Source organism: Roseateles sp. P5_B10, from assembly GCF_056400485.1.
On record NZ_JBFULE010000910.1, the window covers coordinates 1 to 1,986 of the forward strand.

A 1,986-nucleotide genomic window follows, 5' to 3' on the forward strand; every position below is an offset into this window, starting at 1 on the left:
ATCGAAAACTCCAGCTCGAATTGACGTAAACGTTAACCAGATTCTACGGGCGCTCTTCGGGAGAGCTGCGCTTAAAAAAGCACGATCGTTCGATTCTAGCCAGACGCCGGACGGCGCTGGGGGAACTCTTTTTGGGGAGGCCTCTCGAATCGCGAAGCTAGACTGCTCGCGCCCATGCAGATCGATCCCTCCCCGAGCCGAGAAATCGGCATCTTCGACTCCGGTGTCGGCGGCTTCACGGTATTGCACGAACTGCGCCAGCTGCTGCCCGGTGTGCGCCTGCGCTACCTCGCCGATACGGCCTATGCCCCTTACGGTGCTCGCACGCCCGAAGACATCCAACAGCGCAGCTTGGTCATCGCCGAACATCTGATCGCCAGCGGCGCCGAGCTCATCGTCGTTGCCTGCAACACGGCCACGGCGCACGCCATCGAGGCGCTGCGCGCGCGTTGGCCCACCCTTCCCTTCGTGGGCACCGAGCCAGGCATCAAACCCGCGGTTGCGGCGACGCGCAATGGCCGGATCGGCCTGCTGGCCACGCCGGCCACGGCAACAAGCGCTCGGCTGCTTGCGCTGGTCGAGCGGCACGCCGGTGCGCACGAAGTCGTCGTGCAGGGCTGCCCCGGCGTCGTCGACCGCATCGAAGCTGGTGACCTCGCCAGCGCTGAGCTACGCGCCCTCGTCGAGCACTACTGCGCGCCGCTGCGCGCTGCCGGCGTGGACACGGCGCTGCTGGGGTGCACGCACTATCCGCTGATCGAGCCGCTGTGGCAGGCGGCGCTCGGTACATCCGTCAAATTGCTACGCATCGAGACCGCCGTCGCGCGACGTGCGGCCGATCTCTGGGGAGCCAGCACGGGAGAGCCGTCCCTCGCCGTCGAAACGAGTGGGAACCCCGCGGCGCTGCGCGCGTGGSTCGCGCAGGTGCTGGGCTGGAAAGACATAGCCGTGCAGGCGTGGCAGCCGGAAAGCAAAAACGGCCAGCACGCGCTGACCGTTTGAAGGCTTGGTGCCCGGGACGGGACTCGAACCCGTACTTCCGTTTCCAGAAGGCGGATTTTAAGTCCGCTGCGTCTATTACAAGTAGTTGATTTTATTAGAGAATTCTATGAGACCGCGCAAACTGTGAAAGGATTTGTGCAAGTTCTCAGCGCCAAGAATCGCTCCTGCGACCTTGTGACGCGGACGAACCATGATCGATGGAACACCGACTTCTTCATGAAGGCAGGACGTGCGCCCGCGCATGGAGCACGCTGCGCGTCCTAGCCGCCAACCGGGATTGAGGAGTCTGCAGGCGTTCGCAGGTACCTGTACCTACATCTGAAGTTCGGCCCTGGAATCAAGTCTAAGGGAACCCCATCCCCCTCGACCACACCCTCTACCTCTGCCCCGATCTTTGGGAACACATCCTCGACGCAAATTTCTAGCATCGGAAGGGCAATACTCTTGCCAAAAAGCTTTACCTGTCCGCCATTTTGATGGAAAACCAATTGGTGAGCGACTTCCGGATTTAGCAGGATTATTTTTATATTTTCGCCTCCCGAATCTGCCGTCATAACGGTGCTCGGGGTCGACGTCAGATCGCTTGCGACGAAGATCTTTTCTCCCCGCATAATTCGAGCCACGTCGCAAACAACATTCCATTCCTCACGGTCAATCTTTTGGCCTATCTCAACATCAACTGGCAAATCAAGAAAACCAGCAATTGTTGCGACACTCCTGATATAACGTATTGTTTCCGCACTAGCCAAAATTGACTCATGATCTAAGCCATCTTCTGAAATACCGCGCATTAGCAATTCGCCTTTGAACTCGACCGCAAAATTGACTTGCCATCCTGCTAGCGCACATTCAAACAGCTTCTCCAGCTTGCTTAAGTAAGGCACTCTCCGTACATCTGTCCCGTTCCAAGCCTCGAAGATTGTGATGAACGATACATGCGCCGTGGTCCCTTGCCCAAACGGTGCCCTTAGCTCCATCTCAAAT

The 1,986-nt window shown here is 58.6% G+C and carries 2 protein-coding genes; one reads left to right on the top strand and one right to left on the bottom strand.

Features of this window, described 5'->3' with window-relative positions; all coding sequences use genetic code 11:
* Window positions 1-174 precede the first annotated feature (174 nt).
* Window positions 175-1,002, top strand: a complete 828-nt coding sequence (gene murI / locus AC1DU6_RS29125; RefSeq protein ID WP_477861435.1) for a glutamate racemase — start codon at window positions 175-177, stop codon at window positions 1,000-1,002.
* Window positions 1,003-1,262: 260 nt separating this feature from the next.
* Here the strand turns inward: murI and AC1DU6_RS29130 are convergent.
* The coding region (locus tag AC1DU6_RS29130) for a hypothetical protein (RefSeq protein ID WP_477861437.1) at window positions 1,263-1,986 on the bottom strand (724 nt) is incomplete at its 5' end.